The organism is Kitasatospora sp. NPDC091207, from assembly GCF_044768625.1.
Classification (GTDB): domain Bacteria; phylum Actinomycetota; class Actinomycetes; order Streptomycetales; family Streptomycetaceae; genus Kitasatospora.
In genome coordinates this window covers 20,802-37,933 of sequence record NZ_JBIVVS010000002.1, presented here as the reverse complement: position 1 = coordinate 37,933, position 17,132 = coordinate 20,802, and the positions used below count along the sequence as shown (strand labels likewise).

Below are 17,132 nucleotides of genomic sequence, written 5' to 3'. Positions count from 1 at the left end.
GGTGGGTCCGGTGCGCGGAAACCGGACCCGCGCCCGGTGGAAGGAGTCCCGGACCACGGCCGCGACGCGAGGCCCGACCGGATCGAGGAGGTCCTGGACCGCTTCGCGGCGATGCCGTTGATTCAGGTGGGCGGTGGGCGGCGCGGTGGGAGGCGAGGACGGCCGCAATGGCTCACCGGCGGCGACCGTGAAAATCGCTGTCCGATCACCGGAGCACGGTGATAGACATCCGGCGTGGAAAAGAATCTTGAGTTTCCTGACCTCCTGCGCCTGATCGACGAACGGTCGACCGCCTTCCGCGCCGCGGTCGCCGCCGCGCCCAGTCTCGACGTGCAGGTGCCGACCTGCCCCGGGTGGACGCTGTTCGATCTGGTGAAGCACCTGGGTGGGGGAGACCGTTTCTGGGCCGCCATCGTCGGCGCGGGGCCTGCCGACGCTCCCCCGGCCGAGGCCGCCGCCGCGCGCGCCGCTCTGGAGGTGCCGCGGGAGCGTGAGGTCCTGCTGGCCTGGCTGGCCGCGTCGACGCAGTTGCTGCTGAGCGCCCTGCGCGAGGCAGGACCGGACGCCGGCTGCTGGGCGTGGTGGAGTGCCCTGCAGACGCCGCGGACCTCCGGCGGAGTCGCCCGGCACCGGGTCCAGGAGAGCGCGGTGCACACCTATGACGCCCGGCTCGCCGCGGGCGCCCCGCAGCCGCTGCCGGCCGGGGTCGCCCTCGACGGTGTCGAGGAGTTCCTGTTCACCTGCGTCGCGACGTCCAGCGCCTGGCCGCACAAGCCCACGGCGTTCGACTTCCACACCGTCGAGGGCCTCTCCTGGCGCCTCACGGTCGACGGCGACGGCGCACGCTCCACCCGCATCCCCGCGCCCACTGCCGCAACCGGCGAGGACTCGGACGCAGCCGGCGTCTCCATCCATGGCACGGCCAGTGAGTTGGTCCTCTACTTGTACGACCGTATCCGTGCCGACTCCCTGCACGTTGACGGAGACGCAGGGCTGCTCGACCTGCTCCGCGCCTGGGAGCCGGAGGAGTAAGGACGGAGCGGGGGGCGGTTGGCCGCGCCGCCGGCGTCGTCGGCCAGGCCGCCGCCACCGGCCTGCGGCATGCCCTGGTCGAGGTCCGCGAGGAACTGCGGCACCGCCTGCCGCCCGCCCGGCGCCGGCGCGAGCAGGCCCGGATGGTGAAGAGAGCGCCCGGTCGCTTCCCCCCGGAAGCGGAGCCGGTCCGGGACGGACAACGCCGCGGTCGGCCGCCGGCCCAGCTCGAAGAAGCCGAAGTCCGCCCGCGGCACGGCGAACGCAGCGATCGCCGGAAGCGAGGGCGTCGCCGCTTCGCGGACCGGGTCCGCTCGGCCTCCGACCCCCGCGGGGCAGGGCGGACCGGGCCACCGTCGGCCGCCACCCCGACGTCCTGGCTGCCCGACGACGTCCTGGCCGCCCGGCTGAGCGGGCGCGCCCGCGTCCGCGGCGAGAAGGGCACCCGCCGGGACGGACGACCGGGGCCCTAGCCCGTGGCGAGGCGGTCGACGAGCCGGGCCTTCGCCGCCGCCCAGTCGGCTCGCTCCATGGTGTGGACGAGAAGATCGCGCCGAGTCCCGTCCGCCTTGAGCAGAGCCCCTGGCCGGCGCTCCCGCGGGTGGGCGCCGATCCGTACAATCGCTTCCCGTGAGCGGATGTTGTCCACGTCGATGCGCCACGCGACCGTCGTGAACCCGAGCGTGTCGAAGACGTGGGTCAACGCCAGCAGCTTGGTCTCGGTGTTCACCGCGGTACGCCACCACCGCCTCCCGAACCAGGTGCCGCCGATCTCGACGCGGCCTTCCGTAGGGTGCCAGCTGTGCAGGTTCGTCGTCCCGATCGCACGGCCCTGGCCCCGGTGCAGCACGGCGAAGGCGACCCGCCGGCCCGCGTCGACGTCCTTCAGGCGCCCGGACACGATCCGGCGCAGTTCCGCTTCACTGTCCGGGGCGGACGCGCTCAGCCAGCGCCAGACCTCCTCGTCGCGGCCGCCTGCCTCGAAGAGGTCCGGGACGTGGTGCAGAGCCAGTGGTTCGAGGCGCACATGACGGCCCTGGAGAACGGTCGGGACGGGAGTCGACGGCATGCGGCGACGCTACTCGGTGCCCCCGCGCGGTCGCACCCATCGGTCCGGCCGGCGCCGCGCCGTGCGCCGAGTTGGCGCGGCACCCGTCCGAACCCGGCGAACCGGCGCGGTCCCGTCCTAGTTCGGGCAGTACGTCGTCGGCAGCTGCCACTCCGGCCCGATCAGCCGCCGCTCCCACCGGTTGAGCGTGATCCGGATGCCGACCGTCCCCGACAGGCCGAGCCGGAACCGGCTGCGGGCCAGGGCGATCAGGGCCGTCATGCCGTACTTGTTGATCAGCGAGGTGCGGTAGCGCGCCGTGGCGTCCTCGTCGCAGAGCGCCGCGCGGGCGGGGAGCTGGCGGCCGGTCGGGCGCCCGTGGGCGTCGCACGGGCCGACCAGCACCCCGGGGTGGCGGCGGATGCGCTCGGCCTCGCCGGAGTGGGCCGGGGTCCAGATGCCGAGGGCCGTGCCGTCGGCCACCACCCAGATCGTCGAGCGCAGTCGGTTGCCGTCCTCGTCGAAGGTGGTGAGCAGGAGGTGCCGGGCGTCGGCGAGCCGGTCGGTACGGTCGTGCACGATGTCCTCCCTGTCCAGGGCCGGGCGGGGCCGCGGGCCGCTGTCGCGGGGCCGTCGGCCGTCGGCCGCCGGTGATCTCGTGGTGCTCCTCGGCGGTGGGCCGGGGGATCCGGGCACCCTCGCTCGTGCGGTGCGCGGGAGAGTCCGGCACGGACGCGGGCGAGCGCGCCGACCGGGCGGGCGACCCCATTCTCGTCCACCGGGGCCGGTAGTTCGAGGGGGCGGGGCCGCTCGTGGCGACGAGGTGGTCGTCGCCGCCGGCGGCGCGAGGCCCCCGTCTCCGGTGCGGCGCCAAGGGACGTCGGGGGCGGCCGGCCGGCCCGGAAACGGCGAGCGGCCCGCCCGGTGTCGAAACACCGGACGGGCCGCCACGCACCCTTTGTGTGTACCCCGCGGGGTCAGTGCACCAGCACCGGCACCTCGTTGCTCTCCGTCGCGCCCGAGCCCGTCGCCGCCTGGTCGGGGCGGCCGGCGTTGATCAGGACGAAGGCGATCGCGGCGGCCGCGACCAGGATGCCGAAGGACCACCAGATCGCGGTCGAGAAGCCCTGCACCATGCCCTGGAACTGCACCGCCTGAGCGGCGGCCGGGCTGGTCGCGGCGGCCGCGTGGGAGGCCAGCCAGGTCGCCGTGGCGCTGGCCGCGATGGTGTTCAGCAGCGCGGTGCCGATGGCGCCGCCGACCTGCTGCGAGGTGTTGACCATCGCGGACGCCACACCCGCGTCACGCGGCTCGACACCGTGCGTGGCCAGGCTCATCGCGGGCATGAACGCGGTGCCCATGCCGAGGCCCATCAGGATCAGGCCGGGCAGGATCAGCGCCGGGTACGAGGTGTCCAGGTCGATCTGGGTGAGGATCAGCATGCCGACCGAGGCGACCAGGAAGCCGGGGGCCATCAGGTAGCGCGCCGGCACGCGGGTCATCAGCCGGGCGCCGATCTGGGTCGAGCCGGTGATCATGCCCGCCACCATCGGCAGGAAGGCGACGCCGGTCAGCACCGGGCTGTAGCCGAGCACGATCTGTAGGTAGTAGGTCAGGAACAGGAACAGACCGAACATGCCGATCACGGCCAGGCCGAGCGACAGGTAGACCCCGCCGCGGTTGCGGTCCAGGACGACCCGCAGCGGCAGCAGCGGGGCCTTGACCTTCATCTCGACCAGGGCGAACGCGGCCAGCAGCACGGCGGCGGCGACGAACAGGCCCAGCGTGATCCCGGAGGTCCAGCCGTCCGACTCGGCGCGGGTGAAGGCGTAGACCAGGGCGACCAGGCCGGTGGTGACCAGCAGGACGCCGGGGATGTCCAGACGGTTGCGGTTGCGGCCCTGGGCGGGCTCCCGGATCACCATGACGGCGCCGACGGCGGCGACCACGGCGAACGGGATGTTGACGAAGAAGGTCCAGCGCCAGTTCATGTACTCGGTGAGCAGGCCGCCGAGGATCAGGCCGATCGCGCCGCCACCACCGGCGATGGCGCCGTAGATGCCGAACGCCTTGGCGCGCTCCTTGGCCTCGGTGAACATCACGGCCAGCAGCGAGAGCGCGGCCGGTGCGAGCAGTGCGCCGAACACGCCCTGCAGGGCGCGGGCGCCGAGCAGCATGGTGGTGTTGGCGGCGGCGCCGCCCAGCGCGGAGGCGAGGGCGAAGCCGGTGAGGCCGACCACGAAGGTCCGCTTGCGGCCCCACAGGTCGGCGATCCGGCCGCCGAACAGCAGCAGGCCACCGAAGGCCAGCGCGTAGGCGGTGATCACCCACTGGCGGTTGCCGTCGGTGATGCCGAGGTCCTTCTGGGCCGACGGCAGGGCGATGTTCACGATGGTGGCGTCGAGGACGACCATCAGCTGGGCGAGGCCGACGAATATCAGGGCCTTCCAGCGCCGCGGATCGGGCTGGGTCGCCGGCAGGGCATCGGTTTTTGGCATGGAGGTACTCACTTCGGGGGTGCGGTGCGTGCGGATCAGGAGTCGGTCGGTGGTGCGGGGCGGGCATGGCCGGCCGCGACCGCCGGTGCGGCCGTGGACCGGCGGGGCCGCCGGTCAGCGCTGGGGCTGTGAAGGTCAGTGGTCGGGGTGGAAGTCCTCGAAGGTCGCGGCCCGGCCGGGCAGGATCGATCGGGCGGGCGCCCGCAGGCCGTCCAGGAACAGCTGCAGGTGGCGGTGGACGAACTCGTCGAGGAGTCCGCAGGAGGTGCCCGGCAGGGGCCGGGCGAGCTGGCTCATCGCGATGAACAGGTCACCGGGGTCGACGTCCGCCCGCAGCTCGCCGGCCTCCTTGGCGCGCGTCATGAGGTCGCCGACGGCGGCCTGCAGCCGCTCACGGGCGTCCACGAGCTCCGGGTCGAAGGGGTCGACCTGGTTGGTGAGGAGCGGGCAGAGCGCGCCGATCTTCTCCTCCACCGTGCCGTGGGTGAAGCGCTGGAGGGCGTCGAACGGGCCGGAACCCTCCGCCGTCGCCGATTCGGCGATGGCCAGGATACGGCCCTTGATGAGCAGTGCCACCTCGCGGATCAGCGCCGAGCGGTCCGGGAAGTTCCGGTACAGCGTGGCGTTGCCGACGCCGGCCCGCTTGGCGATCTCGTCCAGCGGCGCGTCCGCGCCGTGCTCGACGAGGACGTCCCGCGCCGCCAGCAGGATCCGCTCACGGTTACGCGTCGCGTCCGCGCGCAGCTTCGGCGTACGGACGGACTCCGTGCTGCGGGCCGGTGCGGCGGTGCTGCTGCTCACTGCTCTGCTCCTCCCAGGGGAGCGGGGAAACTCTCCCCGCTTAGGCCTACGAAGGAGCAAACGGGGATTCCGTCCCCGGAAATTCCCCTTCTCGTGTGACCTGCCTCACATCGCGTGCGCGGGCCTTCCGGCGGGGGTGGAGGTGCGTCGGGGCGGGGGTTCGTCGGGGTGGGGTGCGCGCCCGGTCCGGGGCTCGTCGCTCGGGCGAAAGGTCGGGCGAGCGGTCGGGCGAGCGGTCGGGTGATCGGCCGGTCGGCCGGTGGAGCGCCCGGCCGGTCAGACCGCCGCCGGGCGGCGCAGCGGGATCTCGAAGTGGACGGTGGCGACGCCGGGCCCGTGCTCGCCGCTCGGCCGGGCGTCGTAGACCTCCTCGGCGAGGCTGCGCCAGAACGACTCGGCGCCGGGGACCGCCGCGTTGGTGTGCAGGTAGAGCCGCCGGTAGCCGCCCTCGTCCGCGGCGAACTCGCAGGCCCGGCGTACCAGCTCGCGGGCCAGGCCGTGCCGGCGGTGCTCGGCCCGGACGTAGACCCGGACCAGTTGGGCGGTGGTCCCGCAGGGGTAGCGCTCGACCAGGTCGCGCGGATGCGGGGGGTGGGCGGGCCCGCTGGAGTGCAGTGCGGTGGTGGCGACCACCTCGCCGCGACGGGTGGCGACCAGCAGGGCGTGCCGGGGGTGGTCGAGGTAGTGGCCCTGGAGGTCGACCACGTCGGCGTGCCAGGCGGGGACGTAGCCGTAGCCGAACTCGCGGTAGAACGTGTCCAGGATCAGCCGGCGCGCACCGGGTACGTCCTCGGGCCGGGCATGCCTGATCTCATAGGCATCCTGACGATCCATCAGATGACTCCACGGGTCGGATCGGGAGTGGGTTCCCGTCACCCTACATGAAAACGAGTTTCATCTGAGGCCCCGCCGGGGGGCCGGTGTCAGCGTGTTGAAAATGAAAACGAATGCCGTTACCTTCTCCCTCGGCACGTCGGACCGGCTTGCCGCACCCGTCGTCGAGAGGGAGATCCATGGCGCATCTGCTGGTGATCGAAAGCTGGGTCGGCTCCATGGGCAGGCTGCTGCCCAGGGCGCTGGGGGAGGGCGGCCACCGCTTCACCTTCCTCACCCGCGACCTGCACCACTACCTGCGGGCGGCACCCGCCGACGGCCCGCACCCGCTGCTCGCCGCGGCGAACGTGCTCACCGCCGACACCAACGATCCGGCCACCCTGCTCCCGTACGTCGAGCGACTGCACGGCGTACTCGGCTTCGACGGGGTGGTCTCCTCCTGCGACTACTACCTGCCGCTGGTCGCCCGGGTGGCCGAGCGGCTCGGGCTGCCCGGACCGGCCCCGGACGCCGTCACGGCCGCCTGCCGCAAGGACCTCACCCGCCGCGCGCTGGCCGGGGCCGGCGTCCCCGGGCCCGCGTACGCGCTCTGCGCCGACCGTGAGCAGGCGTCGGCCGCCGCCCGGGCGCTCGGCTACCCGCTGGTGGTCAAACCGGTGGACCTCTGCGCCGGGATGTTCGTCCGCGCGGTCCACGAGGCGGGTGAACTCGACTCCGCGCTGCGGGCGTTGGAGGCCTTTCCGGTGAACGCCCGCGGCCAGCGCCGGGCCCCCGTCATCCTGCTGGAGGAGCTGCTGACCGGCCCCGAGGTCAGCGTGGAGACGGTGTCGGCCGACGGTGCGGTCCACGTCGTCGGGATCACCGACAAGAGCGTCGGCGGCGCGCCCGCCTTCATCGAGACCGGCCACATGTTCCCCGCCGCGCTGGACCCCGCCGCCGCGGCCGCCGCCGCCGACACCGCCGTCGCGGCGCTGGCCGCGCTCGGCCTGGACCAGGTCGTCGCGCACACCGAGATCAAGCTGACGCCGGCCGGGCCCCGGGTGGTGGAGGTCAATCCGCGCCCGGCCGGCAATCGGATCACCGAGCTGGTCCGCCGGGTCACCGGCGTGGACCTCGCCGCCGCCTGCGTGGACGTCGCGCTGGGCCGCCGGCCGGACCTGGCCGTCCACCCCACCGGCGTCAGCAGCGCCGCGATCGCCTTCCTGGTCCCGGGGGAGGGGCAGGACGGCGTGCTGGAGGGCTTCGACGGCGAGCCGGCCGTCCGGCGTGAACCCGCCGTGGTCGAGCTGACCCTCGCCGGTCCCGGCCGCGACGTCCGGCCCGCCACCAGCAACAACGAGTACCTCGGCCATGTGATGACCACCGACACCGCCGGTGCCGGTGCCCGCCGGGAGGCCGAGCGGCTGCTCGCCGCGCTGGCCCCGCGCTATGCCGTTGACGGCCCGCCTGGCGTGCCTGGCGTGCCCGCTGTGCCGGCCCTGCCCGACGCGCCGGCCGGGACCGCGGCGGTGCCCGCGTGACCGCCGCCCTCCCCGGTGCCGTCCTCCCCGCCACCGAGCTGGACCGGATCGCCGGGCACGCCCGCGCCGGCGCGTACGGGCCCGACCCGGCCGGGCAGCGGATCGCCCTCGCCTTCACCACCGTCCAGGCCGTGCGGCACCCCGGACGCGCCCGCGGCTACCGCAACGAGGTGCTGAGCCTGCGCCTCGGCGCGGCCGTCGGCTCCTGCGCCGTCGAACCCGGCGAGCTGCCCGCCGACGCGCTCACCGACTGTGTCGGCGCCCGCGTCGCCGAGCTGCTCGACCACCCGCTCACGCCGGTCCGGGTCGCCGCGCTCGACGCCTACCTGATGCACTGCCGCCCGCACGCCCCGGCCCACGGCGCGCGCCCGGTGACCGTCCCGGCCGGGGGCTCGCTGGAGAAGTCCCGGGCCCGGGCGCGGGCCGTCGCCGGGCTGCTCCCGGCCGGGACGGTCCGCCGGGTGCTCGTCGTCGGCGTGGTCAACTCCCTGCTGGAGCAGCTCCGTTCGCTCGGCATGGGGTACCTGGCGTGTGACCTCAAGGGAGGCGCCACGGAGTGGGGCGAGCCGGTCCACGCCGACGCCCTCGCCCGGCTCGACGACTGCGACGCGATCCTCGCCTCCGGCATGACCCTCGGCAACGGCACGCTCGACCCGCTGCTCGCCCACGCCCGTGCCACCGGCAAGCCACTGGTGCTCTTCGCCCAGACCGGCAGCGCCGTCCTGCCCCGGCTGCTCGGCGACGGCGTGAGTGCCGTCAGCGCCGAGCCCTACCCCTTCTTCTGGCTCGACGGCGGCCCCAGCCGGCTCCATCTGTACGGAGGCCGGCCGGGCGGTGGCGCCCGGTGACCGCGCTGCTCGCCCCCGCGGCTCTCGGCAACCCCGATCTGCTGCCCCTGCTCGGCCGCACCCCGCTCGCCCGGATCGGCACCCCGCTGCCGCACCCGCACCCCGGCTTCTGGGCCAAGCTGGAGGGGCTCGGCGCCGGCGGGATGAAGGCCCGCTCCGCCGTCGCGATGCTCCGCGGCGCCCAGGAGCGGGGTGAACTCCGGCCCGGAGCCACGGTGGTGGAGTCCACCTCGGGCACTTTCGGTATCGGCCTCGCCTTCGCCGGGCAGGCGCTCGGCCACCCCGTCGTCCTGGTCGGCGACGCCGAACTCGAGCCGTCCATGCGCCAGTTGCTCCGCTCCTACGGCGCCCGGCTGGAGCTCGTCGACCGGCCGGCCCGGCACGGCGGCTGGCAGGCCGCCCGCCTGGCCCGGCTGCGCACCCTGCTCGGCCAACTCCCCGGCGCCTACTGGCCGGACCAGTACAACAACCCCGACAACGCGGCCGGTTACCGGGCGATGGCCCAGGAGATCACCGCCGAACTCGACCACCTGGACGTGCTGGTCTGCAGTGTCGGCACCGGCGGGCACAGTGCCGGGCTCGCCGAACCGCTCCGCCGCCGCTGGCCGGCCCTGCGGATCATCGGCGTCGACTCGGTCGGCTCGACCATCTTCGGCCAGCCCGCCCGGCCGCGGCTGATGCGCGGGCTCGGCAGCTCGATCCACCCGCGCAACGTCGCCCACCAGGCCTTCGACGAGATCCACTGGGTCGGCCCGGCCGAGGCGGTCGACGCCTGCCGGCGGTTGGCCCGCGGCGCGTTCGTCAGCGGCGGCTGGAGCACCGGAGCCGTCGCCCTGGTCGCCGCCTGGGCGGCCCGGGTGGACCCGGGGGCCTGCGTCGCCACCGTGTTCCCCGACGGCCCGCACCGCTACCTGGGCACCGTCTACGACGACGCGTTCTGTCACCGGCACGGCCTGGAGCCGGAACGGGCCGTGCCGCGCCCGATCGAGATCCCGCACCCCGCCGCCGTCGAGGTCGCCGGCTGGGCGCGGTGCCGCACCGGGCGGTCCGGCCCGGCCGGCACCGGGCCGGACCCCGGTGCCGGCCACCACGCGGTGGAGCGCGCCGCCGCCGGCCACCGCCCGGGCCACCGCCCCGACCGGCCCACCGACCGGCTCCCCGGCCACCACTCCGACCAGCTCTCCGAGGAGCGACGATGAGGCTCGACGTCCGCACCGTACGGCTCCGGCTCGCCGAGCCGTTTCGGATCTCCCGCTCGGTGACCGTCGAGCGCGACGCCGTCCGGCTCGCCGTGCGCCACGACGGCCTCACCGGCCACGGCGAGGCCGTCGCCAGCGGCTACCTGCGGCTGCCGGCCGAGCTCATCCGGAGCCAACTCGGCGTGCTGCGGCCTGAGCTGGAGCGCTTCCCCGACCCGGACCAGGCGCTCGCCGAACTCCGGCGCGGCGCGGCCCCGTTCAAGGAGTTGCCGGCCGGGGTGCTGGCCGCGGTCGAGGCCGCCCTGCTCGACCTGGTGGGGCAGCGGGCCGGCGAGCCCGTCCACCGACTGCTCGGCCGGCCGGCGCCGGTGGCCGCCGCCACCGCCCGCACCATCGGCATCGAACCGGCCGCCCGGGCCGCCGGCCAGGCCGCCCGGCTCGCGGCCGCCGGGTTCACCGTGCTCAAGGTCAAGGCCGGCTCCGCCGACCCGGCCGACGACCTCGCCCGCGTCCACGCCGTGCGCGAGGCCGCTCCCGGGGCCCGGCTGCTGCTCGACCCCAACGGCGCCTGGACCGCGGAGCAGTCCCACCGGCTCCTCCCGGCCTTCGCCGCCGCCGGTGTCGAGGCGGTCGAGCAGCCGATCGCCCCCGGCCGCCCGGACGCGCTCGCCGCCGTCGCCGAACGTTCGCCGATCCCGGTGATCGCCGACGAGGACGCCGTCGGGTACGAGGACGCCTGCCGGCTCGCCGGGCGCGTCCACGGGGTCAACCTGAAGCTCGCCAAGTGCGGCGGGGTCCACCAGGTGCTGCGCATCCAGGCCGCGCTCCGGGGCAGCGGCACCGAGCTGATGCTCGGCTGCCTCGTCGCGAGCTCGCTCGGCATCGCCCCGGCCGTCCACCTCGCCGACCGGGCCCGCTGGATCGACCTGGACGGGCACCTGCTGCTCGCCCACGACCCCTGGCGGGGCATCGGCGGCACCGACGGCGTGGTCCGCACCCCGGACCGGGCCGGGCTCGGCGTCCGCCCGGTGCCCGGGGCGGTCGCCGAGGAGCGGCCCGCCGCCGAAGCGCCCGCCGCCGAAGCACCCGCCGCCGAAGCGCCCGGCGCGGAAGAGCGCGCCGCCGGACGGCCCGTCGCCGCCGCGGATCCGGGGGCCGGCCGGTGACGATACTGCGCGCCGTGCGGAGCTTCCCGAAACCCGTACGGCTGCTGCTGGTCAACCAGTTCGGCGTCAACACCGGCTTCTACCTGCTCATCCCGTACCTCGCCGGCCACCTCGGGCAGGACCTCGGGTTCTCCGCCCTCGCCGTCGGCACCGTCCTCGGCCTGCGCAACCTCAGTCAGCAGGGCCTGTTCGTCCTCGGCGGCTCGGCCGCCGACCGGCTCGGTGCCCGCCGGGTCATCATCGCCGGCTGCGCGCTGCGCTCCGTCGGCTTCGCGCTGTTCGCCCTGGGCGACTCACTGACCGTGCTGCTGGCCGCGTCGGCGCTCAGCGGACTGGCCGGCGCCCTGTTCAATCCCGCCGTGCGCACCTATGTGGCGCACGAGGCCGCCGCCCGCAAGGCCGAGGCGTTCGCGCTGTTCAACGTGTTCGCCACCACCGGCGCGCTGGTCGGTCCGCTGCTCGGCACCGTCCTGCTGCTGGTCGACTTCCGGGCCGCCGCGCTGACCGCCGCCGGTGTCTTCGCCCTGCTCACCGTCGCGCAGGCGTTCGCCCTCCCGGAGCGGGCCGTCCCGGCACCGCCGCGCGGCGTGCTCGCGGACTGGCGCGAAGTGGCCGGCGACCGGCGGTTCCTGGGCTTCGCGTTCGCCATGGTCGGGCTGTTCGGCATGGAGAGCCAGCTCTACCTGCTGCTGCCGGACGCCGCCCGCCGGGCCACCGGCTGGGCGGGCGCGGTCGGTCTGGTGTTCCTCACCAGCGCCCTCGCCAACCTCGCCCTCCAACTCCGGGTCACCACCCTGCTCCAGCGGTACGGCCCGCCCGCCCGCTGGATCGCGACCGGCCTCGCCGTCGCCGCGACCGGCTTCCTGCTCCCGCTCACCGCCCCGGGGCTGCCCGGTGTCCTCGGCGGCGTGCTGCTGCTCCAGCTCGGTCTGATGACCGCGCAGCCCTTCGTCCTGACACTCATCCCCGCGTTCGGCCGCGACGGTCTGACCGGCACCTACTACGGCCTGTACTACGTGGTCTCCGGCCTCGCCGCCGCCCTCGGCAACACGGCCGTCGGCCACGCCATGGACGGCGCCGCCGCCGCGCCCTGGCTGCTCTGCGCGGCCCTCGGCCTCGGCTCCGCCGCCGCGCTCGCCCGGTTGCACCGCGCCGGGCGACTCCCTGCCCCCGCCCGCCCACTGCCCAGCGAGGCCCGATGACCGGCGACAACCTGCTCACCGACACCCCGGAGCTCTACGAACTCCGCTTCCCCGAGCCGGGATTCACCGCCGCCCGATGGGCCGAGTCGGTGCTCCGGGAGCACCGCGCCGGGCCCGAGGTGCTCGACCTCGGCTGCGGCACCGGCCGGGACGCCGGCTGGCTGCACCGCGCCGCCGGGCGGACGGTCACCGGCCTCGACAGCTCGGAGGCGATGATCCGGCACGCCCGGACCCACCACCCCGGGCCCGACTACCACGTCGGCGACATGCGGACCTTCCGCCTCCCCGGCCGGTTCGACGCGGCGCTCTGCCTGGACAGCGCCCTCCTCCACTGCCACACCAACGAGGACCTCGACGCGTTCTTCGGCCGGCTGCGCCGCCATCTGCGCCCGGGCGGCCTGCTGGTCGCCGAGATGCGCAACGGCGCCTTCTTCCTCGGCCGCACCGACCTCCTCGACGCCCCGCGCACCGACAGCGTCACCCACGAGGGCGTCACCCTCACCTCGCACACCGTGCTCCGGATCGACCACGCCGCCCAACTCCTGCGCCGCACCCGGACCTGGACCGGCGACGACGGCTCCCCGGCCGTCGAGCAGCACTCCGCCTGGCGGCTGCTCTTCCCGCAGGAGCTCCGTCGACTGCTCGCGGCCCACGCCTTCACCGTCCTCGACCTCTACGACCGGCCCGGCCCACGCACCGAGCCGCCCTGGACCGAGGGCGACCGGCCCGCCGACACCGCCGACGACGACCGGATCCACCTGGTCGCCCGGCTCCAGGGCCCTTCCTCCACCCCGTCCGGCCACCGGACGAGAAAGCGAACGTGACCGGATGCCCCGTACGGACCACCCCTTCGCCCGCCGTACCCTGCTCGCCGCCGCGGCCGCCCTTCGACGACCCGCGCGTGCGGCTGGCCTTCTTCCTGATCGCCGACCGGCAGGAGCTGGTCGACGGCGCCCTCTCGGGGGCAGCGGCAAGACCACCCTGGGCCGCTGCCTGGCCGGTCTGCACTCCCGCCACCAGGGCGACCTGCGGCTCGACGGCGCGCCGCTGCCGCGCAGCGTCCGACGCCGTGACCGCGCCGAACTCGCCGCCGTGCAGTACGTGTTCCAGGACGCCCGGGCGGCCTTCGCGGACGGCCGCCCGGTCGGCGGACAGGTCGCCCGGGCGGCCGTCCGGCTGCGCGGTCTGCGGGGGCCGGCGGCCGCCGAGGAGGCCCTCGCGCTCCTCGCCGAGTTCGGCCTCGGCCCGGCCCAGGCGGCTCGCCCACCCGCCGCGCTCTCCGGCGGTGAGCTGCAACGAGCGGCCCTGGCGCGGGCGTTGATCGCCCGCCCGGCGGTCCTGGTGTGCGACGAGATCACCTCCGGCCTGGACGCCGGCACCCGGGCGGTGATCCTCGGCCGGCTCGCGGAGCTGCGGACCGGTGCCGGCCTCGCGCTGCTCCTCGTCACCCACGACCTGACCGCCGTCGACGCGCTCGCGGACTCGGTCGTCACCATGGACGGCGGCCGGCTGCTGCCGGGGCCGCCCGATCCGGCGTCGCGGAGTCGCGCCTCCGGTCCGGCCGCGCCGGCGGGCCCGGCGTGAGCGCCCCGCCGGTGCGGGCGGCCGTCCGGCGCGAGTCGCGGTGCCCGCTCCCCGTGGCGCGTCACCCGCCGGAGTGCGGTACGGACCCGTCCCGCCGGGAGAAGGGCCGCAGGCGCACCCGGTTCCCGGCCTGTCCGGTCCGCGCCCGGTCCGCGCCCGGCCGGTGACCGCGCGCCCGCCGGGCGCCGCGAGCGCTGCCCTCTGCGCGCCGTGCCGCGCCCGGGTCGGCATGTCGGCCTAGGCTGAAGTCGCCCGGGCGGCCGCTAGGCCGTGGGAGTCGGGAGGGGCCCGGCGGCCGGGCGCCGAGGAGGTGCGCGATGGGCAGCGGTGAGACCGCCAGGGTGCGCTGCGTGGCGGCCGTTCCGTGCTGGGTGAGCCTGATGGCGCGCGACCTCGACGCGGCGAAGGCGTTCTACGGGCCGTTGCTGGGCTGGGAGTTCGAGCCCGGACCGGACCGCTTCGGCCCGTACGTGCACGCGGTGGCCGGTGGCGAGGCGGTGGCCGGGCTGGGCGTCGCCGGCAGCGGTTGGCAGATGCCCGTGGCGTGGACCAGCTACTTCGGGACGGAGAGCGCCGACGCCGCCGCGGACGCCGTCCGTGAGCGCGGCGCGACCCTGGCGGTCGGCCCCCTGTCCTTCGACGCCGGGCGGGTGGCGTTCGCCGCGGACCCGGCGGGTGCGGTGTTCGGGATCTGGGAGGGCCCGCCTGGCCGGGCCCGGCGGCTGGACCTGCCGGGCGCGCCGGTCTGGATCGAGTTGCGCACGCCGGACCCGTTCGCGGCCGCGCTCTTCTACGGCGAGGTGTTCCGCTGGGACGGCCGAGACCCGGAGCGTTTCGAGGTGCGCTGGGAGCACGACCGGGTGGTGCTGCGGGCCGAGGGGCACAGTGTGGCGGCCCTGGCCAGGGAGCAGGCGGGTGGTCCGACCGGGCTGTCACCGCACTGGGAGGTGTCGTTCTCGGTGCCGGACACCGACGCGGCGGTGGCCCGGGCCGGGGCGCTGGGCGGCTCGACGATCGGGCCGGCCTTCGACTCGCCGTACGGGCGGGTGGCCCGCCTCCAGGACCCGGAGGGCGGCCGTTTCGCGGTGATCAGCCCCAAGGGCTGAGGCGCCGGCCCCTACGCCCCAGCAGGGCCGGCCCGCAGCCACGGCCGGAGCGGGCCCGGCCCGCTCCTACGGCTCCTGCTCCGCGACCGCCTGCCGTTCGGCCCGCAGCCGCTCCCCGAGCGCGGCCCGTTCGGCGGCGGGCAGTGCCTTCCGGGCGACCGGGAAGAGCTGCTCCTCCTCCACCGCCAGATGCCGGCGGACGGTGTCGGCGAGCCCCCGGTACAGGGTGGCGAAGGCCGGCTCCCCGGGGCTCACCCCTTGCAGGTCGGAGAGGTACTGGCCGATCGCGAGATGGGCGTGGATGCTCGTGAACACCAGTGCCCCGCCGTCCGGCACATCGTGCTGGACGACCGGGAAGAGGTGTTCCTCCTCGGCGGAGCAGTGGGTGAACAGCAGGTCGGTCAGCCGGCCGACCAGCTCGCCGCGCTCGGGCGCACCGTCCGGCGCGGCCTCGATCCGGGCGAGCAGCTCCGTCGCCGCCCGGTGGTCGGCGGTGAACTCGCCGAGGATGTCAGGCCTGCGGCTCATGGCGCGCCCGCCTCTCGTCCGGTGCTGCCCCCCGACACCTCCAGTATCCGGCGTCGGGCACCCGGGCCGCCGGGCCGGGCCGGATCACCGGGGGTGGCCGGCGGCGACTCCGGGTGACCGCGGTCCGGGGCCGGGCCCGTCCTGCCCCCGGGGCCTCGGCGTCACGGCAGGTCGCGGCGCCCGGCGAGGGCGAGCAGCCGGGTCTGCGGGCCCGCGCCGTCCGGCACCGGCAGCGGCGGGTCGAACAGCCCGCTGCCCGAGAGGTCGCCGTAGCCCGCCATCTCGCCGAGTGCGAAGTCGACCAGGCCGGCCGGCAGCCGGGTGTGGTGGCCGATCCCCTCGGCGAGGTCCCAGGTGTGCACGACGGCGTCGGTGGTGAGCTGGTCCAGGTAGTACTGGGCGGAGACGTCGCCGAACGAGAGGTGCACGGTCAGCTCGGTGGCGCCGGGCACCTCGAACGCGGCCCGGGCGGCCCCGGCGGCGGCCGTCCAGGCGTCGGCCGGGGCGCTGCCGAGCACATCGCCGTCGAAGCGGCCGCCGACCTCGGAGACGGTCGAGCCCATCAGCAGCTCGGGCACCCAGAGCTGCTCGCCGGTGAGGTGGTTGACCACGTCCCGGACCGACCAGTCGGTGCACGGCGTGGGCGCGTCCCACTGGTCGGGCGCGACCAGCCGGAGGCGCTCGCCGAACGCGGCCAGTGCCTCGGCGTAGGGCGTGCCGGGCCGCGCCGGCCGCCGGTGTTCCCTGTGGTGAGCCATGTCTCCACCCTGCCCCCGCCCGGTGCGGCTCGCGACCGGCCGCCGCGGACCGGCCGGCCGGTCCGCGTGCCCGCCCGCTCACTCCCCGCACTCGGTTGGTTGTTCAAATTCGAACTTCCAGGTACGGTCGAACGACGGCCGGTTCGAATTTGAACGACTGCTCCACCCGCAATCGCCCGTGATCCCTTTGCCCCGACCGATCCCGATTGATGGAGACGCGCATGCCGAGCACCAGCCCGAGCACGACCGCCCCCACCACCGCCACCGTCCTCCCGGGCCGGGCCGCTCCCGAGTCCGCGGCGACGTCGCCGCACGCCTACGACGCCGGCCTGCTCCTGCTGCGCCTGGCCCTCGGTCTGACCATGGCCGCGCACGGGAGCCAGAAGCTCTTCGGCTGGTTCGGCGGTGGCGGTCTCGACGGGACCGGTCAGTTCTTCACCATGAGCGGCTACCCGGCCGGCGACGCGATGGCCGTGGTCGCCGGTCTCACCGAGACCTTCGGCGGCCTGGCGCTCGCCGTCGGCCTGCTGACCCCGCTGGCCGCCGCCGCCATCCTCGGCACCATGGTCAACGCGCTCGCCGTCACCTGGGGCGGCGGCTTCTTCGCGCCCAAGGGCAGCGAGTACGAACTGCTGCTCATCGCCGGTGCCGCCGCGCTCGCCCTGACCGGGCCCGGCCGCTACGCCGTGGACCGCTTCCTGCCCGTCCTGCGGGCGCACCGGCTGGCGTACGGCGCGGCCGCGGTCGTGGTGGGCCTGGTGACCGCCGGCGTCATCCTGCTGCTGCGCAAGTGAGCCGCCCCGGACCGGGGCGCGGTGGGAGGAGGCTCGCGGCCGGGCGGGCCGTCAGGCCCCGCCGTCGGGTCCGACCGCCCGGGCAGCCGGAAAGTTGACGAGCGCGTCGCGGTGACCGGGTGCCGGGGTGCCGGGCCGGAGCGGCTCGATCCCGCTCTCCGGCCGTCCTCCCGTCGGAGCGTTCGGGCGGGCCGATGGCTGCCGTTCGGTCAAA

General features: G+C 75.5%; 17 protein-coding genes. 10 read left to right on the top strand and 7 right to left on the bottom strand.

Annotated elements, in window-relative coordinates:
- Positions 1-234: 234 nt before the first annotated feature.
- Complete coding sequence (locus ACIQTO_RS04750) at positions 235-1,032, top strand: maleylpyruvate isomerase family mycothiol-dependent enzyme (protein WP_402382872.1); 798 nt, start codon at positions 235-237, stop codon at positions 1,030-1,032.
- 469 nt (positions 1,033-1,501) lie between these two features.
- Here ACIQTO_RS04750 and ACIQTO_RS04745 read toward each other — a convergent pair whose 3' ends face one another.
- The 5 genes from ACIQTO_RS04745 to ACIQTO_RS04725 all read right to left on the bottom strand — a co-directional run bounded on the left by ACIQTO_RS04745 (position 1,502) and on the right by ACIQTO_RS04725 (position 6,213).
- Positions 1,502-2,101 carry a GNAT family N-acetyltransferase gene (locus ACIQTO_RS04745; RefSeq protein ID WP_402382869.1) on the bottom strand — a complete coding sequence of 200 codons (600 nt, stop codon included), beginning with the start codon at positions 2,099-2,101 and terminating at the stop codon, positions 1,502-1,504.
- A 117-nt stretch (positions 2,102-2,218) separates the two neighbouring features.
- The gene (locus ACIQTO_RS04740) at positions 2,219-2,659 is read right to left on the bottom strand and encodes a PPOX class F420-dependent oxidoreductase (protein ID WP_402382866.1); all 441 of its coding nucleotides are present in this window, start codon (positions 2,657-2,659) and stop codon (positions 2,219-2,221) included.
- A 398-nt stretch (positions 2,660-3,057) separates the two neighbouring features.
- Positions 3,058-4,578 (bottom strand): MFS transporter, encoded by a 1,521-nt coding sequence (locus tag ACIQTO_RS04735; protein WP_402382863.1) that lies wholly within the window; start codon positions 4,576-4,578, stop codon positions 3,058-3,060.
- A 135-nt stretch (positions 4,579-4,713) separates the two neighbouring features.
- Entirely contained in the window at positions 4,714-5,379 is a 666-nt protein-coding gene (locus ACIQTO_RS04730) for a TetR/AcrR family transcriptional regulator (RefSeq protein WP_402382860.1), read from the bottom strand.
- A gap of 276 nt (positions 5,380-5,655) precedes the next feature.
- Complete coding sequence (locus ACIQTO_RS04725; protein WP_402382857.1) at positions 5,656-6,213, bottom strand: GNAT family N-acetyltransferase; 558 nt, start codon at positions 6,211-6,213, stop codon at positions 5,656-5,658.
- A 179-nt stretch (positions 6,214-6,392) separates the two neighbouring features.
- Between ACIQTO_RS04725 and ACIQTO_RS04720 the strand changes: the two genes are divergently transcribed.
- From ACIQTO_RS04720 to ACIQTO_RS04685, 8 genes are all read left to right on the top strand, one after another.
- The gene (locus tag ACIQTO_RS04720; protein WP_402382854.1) at positions 6,393-7,733 is read left to right on the top strand and encodes an ATP-grasp domain-containing protein; all 1,341 of its coding nucleotides are present in this window, start codon (positions 6,393-6,395) and stop codon (positions 7,731-7,733) included.
- Positions 7,730-8,581: a Rossmann-like domain-containing protein gene (locus ACIQTO_RS04715; protein WP_402382851.1), complete on the top strand. Its 852-nt coding sequence runs from the start codon at positions 7,730-7,732 to the stop codon at positions 8,579-8,581. The genes ACIQTO_RS04720 and ACIQTO_RS04715 overlap by 4 nt, the downstream gene beginning before the upstream one ends.
- Complete coding sequence (locus ACIQTO_RS04710; RefSeq protein WP_402382849.1) at positions 8,578-9,780, top strand: PLP-dependent cysteine synthase family protein; 1,203 nt, start codon at positions 8,578-8,580, stop codon at positions 9,778-9,780. Before ACIQTO_RS04715 ends, ACIQTO_RS04710 begins: the two co-directional genes overlap by 4 nt.
- The gene (locus ACIQTO_RS04705) at positions 9,777-10,946 is read left to right on the top strand and encodes a dipeptide epimerase (RefSeq protein WP_402382846.1); all 1,170 of its coding nucleotides are present in this window, start codon (positions 9,777-9,779) and stop codon (positions 10,944-10,946) included. Before ACIQTO_RS04710 ends, ACIQTO_RS04705 begins: the two co-directional genes overlap by 4 nt.
- A complete protein-coding gene (locus ACIQTO_RS04700) occupies positions 10,943-12,148 on the top strand; it encodes an MFS transporter (protein WP_402382843.1) in 1,206 nt (401 codons plus the stop codon). Before ACIQTO_RS04705 ends, ACIQTO_RS04700 begins: the two co-directional genes overlap by 4 nt.
- The gene (locus ACIQTO_RS04695) at positions 12,145-12,972 is read left to right on the top strand and encodes a class I SAM-dependent methyltransferase (protein ID WP_402382840.1); all 828 of its coding nucleotides are present in this window, start codon (positions 12,145-12,147) and stop codon (positions 12,970-12,972) included. Before ACIQTO_RS04700 ends, ACIQTO_RS04695 begins: the two co-directional genes overlap by 4 nt.
- Before the next feature lie 4 nt (positions 12,973-12,976).
- Entirely contained in the window at positions 12,977-13,732 is a 756-nt protein-coding gene (locus ACIQTO_RS04690; RefSeq protein ID WP_402382836.1) for an ATP-binding cassette domain-containing protein, read from the top strand.
- Between the two features lie 317 nt (positions 13,733-14,049).
- Positions 14,050-14,838, top strand: a complete 789-nt coding sequence (locus tag ACIQTO_RS04685; protein ID WP_402382833.1) for a VOC family protein — start codon at positions 14,050-14,052, stop codon at positions 14,836-14,838.
- Positions 14,839-14,904: 66 nt separating this feature from the next.
- Here the strand turns inward: ACIQTO_RS04685 and ACIQTO_RS04680 are convergent, their stop codons facing one another.
- The gene (locus ACIQTO_RS04680; protein WP_402382830.1) at positions 14,905-15,366 is read right to left on the bottom strand and encodes a hemerythrin domain-containing protein; all 462 of its coding nucleotides are present in this window, start codon (positions 15,364-15,366) and stop codon (positions 14,905-14,907) included.
- A 161-nt stretch (positions 15,367-15,527) separates the two neighbouring features.
- Positions 15,528-16,124: a TIGR03086 family metal-binding protein gene (locus ACIQTO_RS04675; RefSeq protein ID WP_402382828.1), complete on the bottom strand. Its 597-nt coding sequence runs from the start codon at positions 16,122-16,124 to the stop codon at positions 15,528-15,530.
- 221 nt (positions 16,125-16,345) lie between these two features.
- On the opposite strand from ACIQTO_RS04675, the gene ACIQTO_RS04670 reads away from it, so the two are divergent.
- Entirely contained in the window at positions 16,346-16,918 is a 573-nt protein-coding gene (locus tag ACIQTO_RS04670) for a DoxX family protein (RefSeq protein WP_402382825.1), read from the top strand.
- Positions 16,919-17,132: the final 214 nt, after the last annotated feature.

Bases quoted from the DNA above. Each gene is read 5' to 3' on its own strand.
- ACIQTO_RS04745 (WP_402382869.1), bottom strand. From the start codon at position 2,101: ATGCCGTCGACTCCCGTCCCGACCGTTCTCCAGGGCCGTCATGTGCGC.
- ACIQTO_RS04735 (WP_402382863.1), bottom strand. From the start codon at position 4,578: ATGCCAAAAACCGATGCCCTGCCGGCGACCCAGCCCGATCCGCGGCGC.
- ACIQTO_RS04725 (WP_402382857.1), bottom strand. From the start codon at position 6,213: ATGGATCGTCAGGATGCCTATGAGATCAGGCATGCCCGGCCCGAGGAC.
- ACIQTO_RS04720 (WP_402382854.1), top strand. From the start codon at position 6,393: ATGGCGCATCTGCTGGTGATCGAAAGCTGGGTCGGCTCCATGGGCAGG.
- ACIQTO_RS04705 (WP_402382846.1), top strand. From the start codon at position 9,777: ATGAGGCTCGACGTCCGCACCGTACGGCTCCGGCTCGCCGAGCCGTTT.
- ACIQTO_RS04695 (WP_402382840.1), top strand. From the start codon at position 12,145: ATGACCGGCGACAACCTGCTCACCGACACCCCGGAGCTCTACGAACTC.
- ACIQTO_RS04690 (WP_402382836.1), top strand. From the start codon at position 12,977: ATGCCCCGTACGGACCACCCCTTCGCCCGCCGTACCCTGCTCGCCGCC.
- ACIQTO_RS04685 (WP_402382833.1), top strand. From the start codon at position 14,050: ATGGGCAGCGGTGAGACCGCCAGGGTGCGCTGCGTGGCGGCCGTTCCG.
- ACIQTO_RS04680 (WP_402382830.1), bottom strand. From the start codon at position 15,366: ATGAGCCGCAGGCCTGACATCCTCGGCGAGTTCACCGCCGACCACCGG.
- ACIQTO_RS04675 (WP_402382828.1), bottom strand. From the start codon at position 16,124: ATGGCTCACCACAGGGAACACCGGCGGCCGGCGCGGCCCGGCACGCCC.
- ACIQTO_RS04670 (WP_402382825.1), top strand. From the start codon at position 16,346: ATGCCGAGCACCAGCCCGAGCACGACCGCCCCCACCACCGCCACCGTC.